The sequence below is a fragment of the Xenorhabdus indica genome (assembly GCF_014467235.1).
Classification (GTDB): Bacteria; Pseudomonadota; Gammaproteobacteria; order Enterobacterales; family Enterobacteriaceae; genus Xenorhabdus; species Xenorhabdus indica.
In genome coordinates this window covers 1-5,364 of the sequence record NZ_NKHP01000054.1, presented here as the reverse complement: position 1 = coordinate 5,364, position 5,364 = coordinate 1, and the positions used below count along the sequence as shown (strand labels likewise).

General features: G+C 53.9%; 9 protein-coding genes and 1 pseudogene. 7 read left to right on the top strand and 3 right to left on the bottom strand.

Going from position 1 to position 5,364, the window contains the following annotated elements:
• The 3 genes and pseudogenes from Xind_RS19250 to xerC all read left to right on the top strand — a co-directional run.
• Positions 1 to 1,024 (top strand): annotated as a pseudogene (locus tag Xind_RS19250) (DNA primase); the annotation flags it as partial.
• 10 nt (positions 1,025 to 1,034) lie between these two features.
• Positions 1,035 to 1,172, top strand: a complete 138-nt coding sequence (locus Xind_RS19245; protein ID WP_187650896.1) for a hypothetical protein — start codon at positions 1,035 to 1,037, stop codon at positions 1,170 to 1,172.
• A 72-nt stretch (positions 1,173 to 1,244) separates the two neighbouring features.
• On the top strand, positions 1,245 to 2,258 hold the full coding sequence (gene xerC, locus Xind_RS19240; RefSeq protein WP_187650895.1) for a site-specific tyrosine recombinase XerC: 1,014 nt from the start codon (positions 1,245 to 1,247) through the stop codon (positions 2,256 to 2,258).
• Positions 2,259 to 2,550: 292 nt separating this feature from the next.
• Here xerC and Xind_RS19235 read toward each other — a convergent pair whose 3' ends face one another.
• A complete protein-coding gene (locus Xind_RS19235; RefSeq protein ID WP_187650894.1) occupies positions 2,551 to 2,721 on the bottom strand; it encodes a hypothetical protein in 171 nt (56 codons plus the stop codon).
• Positions 2,722 to 2,856: 135 nt separating this feature from the next.
• On the opposite strand from Xind_RS19235, the gene Xind_RS19230 reads away from it, so the two are divergent.
• From Xind_RS19230 to Xind_RS19220, 3 genes are all read left to right on the top strand, one after another.
• Entirely contained in the window at positions 2,857 to 3,129 is a 273-nt protein-coding gene (locus Xind_RS19230) for a hypothetical protein (protein ID WP_187650893.1), read from the top strand.
• Between the two features lie 126 nt (positions 3,130 to 3,255).
• Complete coding sequence (locus Xind_RS21930) at positions 3,256 to 3,726, top strand: hypothetical protein (protein WP_246432632.1); 471 nt, start codon at positions 3,256 to 3,258, stop codon at positions 3,724 to 3,726.
• A 10-nt stretch (positions 3,727 to 3,736) separates the two neighbouring features.
• Positions 3,737 to 4,003 (top strand): hypothetical protein, encoded by a 267-nt coding sequence (locus Xind_RS19220; protein WP_187650892.1) that lies wholly within the window; start codon positions 3,737 to 3,739, stop codon positions 4,001 to 4,003.
• A 97-nt stretch (positions 4,004 to 4,100) separates the two neighbouring features.
• On the opposite strand, the gene Xind_RS19215 is transcribed toward Xind_RS19220, so the two are convergent.
• Both Xind_RS19215 and Xind_RS19210 read right to left on the bottom strand, forming a co-directional pair.
• Positions 4,101 to 4,421, bottom strand: coding sequence for a SymE family type I addiction module toxin (locus tag Xind_RS19215; RefSeq protein ID WP_187650891.1), 321 nt, complete (start codon positions 4,419 to 4,421; stop codon positions 4,101 to 4,103).
• 72 nt (positions 4,422 to 4,493) lie between these two features.
• On the bottom strand, positions 4,494 to 4,862 hold the full coding sequence (locus Xind_RS19210; RefSeq protein ID WP_244182545.1) for a helix-turn-helix domain-containing protein: 369 nt from the start codon (positions 4,860 to 4,862) through the stop codon (positions 4,494 to 4,496).
• Positions 4,863 to 4,962: 100 nt separating this feature from the next.
• Between Xind_RS19210 and Xind_RS19205 the strand changes: the two genes are divergently transcribed.
• On the top strand, positions 4,963 to 5,364 hold a 402-nt coding region (locus tag Xind_RS19205), incomplete at its 3' end, for a CHC2 zinc finger domain-containing protein (RefSeq protein WP_246432631.1).

Below are 5,364 nucleotides of genomic sequence, written 5' to 3'. Positions count from 1 at the left end.
CTTAGCCGTCCTGATCCAGAGCAGCAGTGCCGCCGGCAAGAGCAGCTTAATGGAGGCGGTGCTGAACCTGATACCGGCAGAAGAGCGCATCCAGTACAGTGCCATGACCGGCCAGAGCCTGTTTTATCTCGGTGAAACCAACCTGCAGCACAAAATATTAGCCATCGCGGAAGAAGAAGGCGTGCGGCAGGCGGCTTACGCACTCAAGCTGTTGCAATCGGACGGCGAGTTAACGATGGCGAGCACGGGCAAGGACGAAGCCACCGGCAACCTGGTCACCAAAAGCTATACCGTCAAAGGCCCGGTGATGCTGATGTTAACCACGACGGCCATTGATGTGGATGAAGAACTGCTCAACCGCTGTCTGGTGCTGACGGTGAACGAATCCCGCGAGCAGACCGAAGCCATCCATGCATTGCAGCGCCAGAAGCAAACCCTCGAAGGCCTGCTGGCTGAAAATGAGCGGGGCTATCTCACCACGTTGCACCAGAACGCCCAGCGGCTGCTTAAGCCCTTGAATGTGGTCAATCCCTATGCCAGCCAGTTGACGTTCCTGTCAGACAAAACCCGCACGCGCCGTGACCATATGAAATACCTGACCCTCATTCAGAGCATCGCCCTGCTGCACCAATACCAGCGGGAAATCAAGACGGCAGCGCATCGCGGCAAGACACTGGAATATATCGAAGTCACAAAGGACGATATCCGGCTGGCCAATCAGCTGGCGCATGACATCTTAGGCCGGACGCTGGACGAAATGCCGCCACAGACGCGCAAGCTGTTGCTGTTGATACAGGACTGGATACGGGACAGCGGTCAGGCTCGCCATGAGAGGATTTTTACCCGCAAACAGTTGCGTGATGCGGTGCAGTGGGGCGATACCCAGCTCAAGCTCCATCTCTCGCGGCTGGTCGAAATGGAATACCTGCTGCTGCACAAGCGCGGGCTGACGTTCGCCTATGAACTGCTGTTTGACGGTGACGACAGCAACACCGCGCACCTGTGCGGCCTTATCGTACCGTGACAGGACAGGTATGACTTACTCCGGTCGGGGTAAATGGATAAGCAGTCGCCCGCGAGTCGGGGTTCAGTCGGCAGGCGGTCGGCATAGCAACATCCTCGCAAAGACAGACACCGCAAGACGTCAAAGCAAAGCGGTCGGGTTAGCGTAAAAAACACGGTTCCCGGCACCTTCATTTAACCCATCGTAACCGTATTCTTGCACAGACAGAAAGGAGCTTCTCATGGCATCGACAACACTCAGACAACATATCGAGGACTACCTAGAATACCTCGACGCCCTGCGCTACACACGGCAAACCCGGCAGCACTGCAGAAGCGATCTGATGCAGTTCGCGCGCTGGTGTGACGAACGGGGGATAACCCGGGCACAACAGGTGAGCTTTCCCCAGCTGGAAAGCTGGCAGCGGGGACTGTCAGCCCGGAAGAACTGGCGGGGTCAGCCCCTCACGGGCAGCACCATCGCGAAAAAGCTGACCCATCTGCGTAATCTGTTCAGCTGGCTGGCGAAGCGGCAGCACCTGCTGTACAACCCGGCGCAGGGGCTGGAGTTGCCGCGGCAGGAGCGGCGTCTGCCGTGGGGCATGCTGAATGAGCAGGAAACCCGGCAGGTTTTAGCCCTGACCGGGGACAATCACCCGCTGAGGGTACGGGATCGCGTCATGATGGAAACGTTATGGAGTACAGGCCTCCGGCGTTCAGAAGTCCAGCGGTTACAGGTCAGTGATATCGACTTTGCCGCCGGGGCGCTGTTTGTCCGGCAGGGCAAGGGACACAAAGACCGGGTTGTTCCGTTCGGCGAGTCGGCGCGCCACTGGCTGCAACGTTACCTGAATGAGGTGCGCCCGCGTCTGGTCTGGGAAAAAGATCCGGGGTATCTGTTTGTGTCACAACAGGGGAATGCGCTGGCCGATGGCACCCTGACCCAGATAGTGCGCAATGCGCTGCATCGTGCCGGGATCGATAAACCGGGCGCCTGTCACCTGTTCCGGCATGGCATGGCGACCCAGATGCTGGAAAATGGGGCGGATACACGGCACATTCAGGCGATACTGGGTCATGCCAGTCTGGAATCGACGCAAATTTATACCCATGTTGCCGTCGGACACTTAAAAGAAGTGCATAAGCAGACCCACCCAGCAGAGCGGACGCCAGAGAGCCGCTCAGCCCGTGCCAGCAGTGAGCCGGACGTCAAACCGACGCCACAGAACACCGGACAATCCGGCCGTCCCCGTTGAGTTCGCTGGGATCGGCGTGGGGGCAGACCGTGGCCGGACTGCCCGGAGGCCTCGGTGCTTGCGGGGGTAAATGGGCAATGGGCGGCGGCGGCCACGGCGTCCCCAATCAGTCTGTGCTGGCCGCCCAAAGCCCATTTAACATAATGCCGGGGAATTATACGCCACTCACCGGGCGGCCTCGCAGCCAGTCAACGGCATCGGTGAGCGGTTCGCAGCGTATAATTTACATTATGTCTGCGCCCCCGCTTATCGGCATCGCTGGGTGCACCGCACAAGGCTGCGCCTTCTGCTGTCAGCACCGGCGCACCCGCTTGGCAAACTCAGCGCCAATCTTAAGCACCGTGCCACGTTCCGGCAAAATCACGTCTTCTTCAGCTGCCTTGCATGGCTCAGGCCAACAACGCTGTAGGCAGGTCGGCCTGCGGCCTCCGCGTTTACCTCCCCCGCCCCAACCCCGCTGCACTGGCTGCGCCCGGCTCGCAGTCGCTGCGCTACCTTGCTCGTTCCCGTGCTCGCCATCGCCGCCCCGTGCAGCCCCCGCAGGGGGCTTCCCTTGCATCAAGCGGTCATTCAAAGCCGTGCCTCTTCTTAAGCTGTCGTGCCTGAGAGCGTCGCAGGGCGCCGCTTGCAGGCTCTATGCCGCCCGCACCCGCAGAACGGCCGCCCGGCGTCCAGCAAGCTGGTCGCCGTTCGCCCGTTGCCGAAAGTGAAAAGCATCACAAAATCAATCTGTTCAGCCAATAATCAGAAAAAAGGGGCGCTATACTGCATAACGGCTCGTGGCAAAAGCAGGGTAAAAGTACATCAGGGAAACATGGCAAAACAGGCCAAAAGTGCATATCGGCGTTTTAGGTTCGCGGATGTGGGCTAAACAGGTAAAAACGGATCTTTAACAAGCTGATAGTGAAGGAAAAAATCGCTTAAAAAAGTACGACCGCACCGGAACCTGCCCTAAGACCCCATCGGGCTGATGGGGGGATTTAATCCGTACTCTTACGTGCATAATCCCACGGGATGGGTAGATCCGTTCGGGTTAGCGGGTAAAGACTGCGATAAATTGTTTTCAAATCAATCTTATAAGGAGATTGAAAAAGCCGCATTAGATCAGTGGATAGTTGATTCTTTTAAAGACGGGAAATATAAAACTGTCGTCACAACTCAAGATACATATGTATATCGTGTTTACGGTGGTAATGCTAAACCGGGTGGCTCATTCGTATCAGATCTTCCTGCTCCTAACCGTATACAAGCTAAAATCGATGCGGCTCTTTTGCCCGAATGGAAGAATACCCGACAATTTGAAGCCCAAATATTGGTTCCAAAAGGAACAACACTCCATGTGGGCCAAGTTGCACCGCAAACAATGAAATCTGGAGCAGTTCTTAAGGGAGAAGCAACACAAATTCTTCTGCCCAGAGATTGGGATCCATCTTGGATAAAAAATACAAGAAGCATTCCATCAAAATAGAGATAACAATATGAATAAAAAAGAATTAATAAATTTAATCGAAAATGTAATTTTTGATTTGGAAGAACTAAAAAAATCTAGGCAGGAGAACAATCTGGACTCAATTATAATTCTTTATAAAAAAACGCTTTTATCTTTAGAGTTAGGAGAGCTAAAAGCTAATATTGTGAAAAATATGACTAGAGGGTATCTAGAAATCTATAGTGATTACGACAATCCTGTGCTTAACCTAATGTATGCATGTGAAAAAGAGATAGACAAATATATAAACTCATAGCTCATTGTTTAAGTTAAAGATCTATGATCAAACAGCCGGAAAGATCCCCGTGATCTTCCGGCTTTTTTCTTTTTTAAGAGCTGCTCACTCCCTGCCCTTAGCGGCTTGTGTAGTCGCCAAGCAGTTCCCGCATCTTGAGCTTAATCTCACTAAGCTGGTCTTGCTGGCGCTGGTACTGTTGCTTCATGGTGCGGGTGTCGTCACTGTCAGGAATAAGCACTAAACAACCCGCCATAATCTTGACGGTGAGTGTGCCGCCAATCTCAAACCCCGCCGCCTTAAGCCATCTTCCCGTTAAATTTATCGCGGGTCGGGGGTTCGGCCTGCCATTTTGCGGCACGTATCCCACGGTGTAATAACGTTCTGTTTTTGCCGCTTTATTTACGGCACGGTTTTGCCTAGAATGCGCTTTAGCCATGATTAACTACCTCCAATAGTTGGTTATGGTTAGCGGCTCCGGCGTGTTGCAAGCGCGTCGGAGCCGTATTCTTTACTGCTGTCGCCGGAATCTATCCGACTGGTGCTTGAGAATTAATCCCTCAAGTACGGCTTTGGCAACAGCTTTTTCATCCGCCTCAAACTGGCTGATAGCTTCAAAATGCAGGCTCAAATCATCAGCGGGCTTGCGCTCCTCTTCGCTGAAAACCAGCGTATCAAGGCTGACATGCAACGCTTTCGCAATCCTGACAAACGCTTCAAGAGTGGGCTGGGCACTTCCAGCTTCGTAGCGTTTTATCTGGTTAACGTGAACTTGTGCAGCGTCAGCAAGCTCCTGCTGTGTAAAGTTCTGTGCCTTGCGGAACTGAATCAATCGGGTTGGAAACTGCATAGGATTAAGCCATAAGAAAACAGTTCCCATAATGTACCCCACGGTATCTTAAAGTGGTTGCCATGAGTTCATTATAAGGTACAATGAAAAAACATTAAAGGGGTCTTGACATGTTTTGGAGGAACTTTTTATGGCTCGCATCCCGGAAGCAGAATTACAGCACCTGAAAACCGCTGTCTCTTTAGTTGCCATCATTGAGCAACAAGGCCGGCAGCTCTTTAAGCGCGGCAAGGACATGACCGTGCTGTGCCCGTTCCATCAGGAAAAAACGCCCTCGATGGTCATCACGCCGTCGAAAAACCTGTATCACTGCTTTGGCTGCGATGCGGGCGGCTCGGTGCTGGACTGGGTGATGAAAACCGAAGGGTTAAGCCTGCGCCATGCCGTGGAACGCCTGCGCGCGGTGTTGGGGCACAATCCGGCAGTGGAGCCGCTGGCGGCGGTGTCGTCAGTGGAGGAGGGGATCGGGCGGCAGGCGCTGTTGCAGCGGGTGATCGCCTTTTATCACCAGACCCTGCTGAATGCGCCGGAA

Coding starts and splice junctions, on each gene's coding strand:
- Xind_RS19245 (WP_187650896.1), top strand. CDS start 1,035: ATGACTTACTCCGGTCGGGGTAAATGGATAAGCAGTCGCCCGCGAGTC.
- xerC (WP_187650895.1), top strand. CDS start 1,245: ATGGCATCGACAACACTCAGACAACATATCGAGGACTACCTAGAATAC.
- Xind_RS19215 (WP_187650891.1), bottom strand. CDS start 4,421: ATGGCTAAAGCGCATTCTAGGCAAAACCGTGCCGTAAATAAAGCGGCA.
- Xind_RS19220 (WP_187650892.1), top strand. CDS start 3,737: ATGAATAAAAAAGAATTAATAAATTTAATCGAAAATGTAATTTTTGAT.
- Xind_RS19210 (WP_244182545.1), bottom strand. CDS start 4,862: ATGGGAACTGTTTTCTTATGGCTTAATCCTATGCAGTTTCCAACCCGA.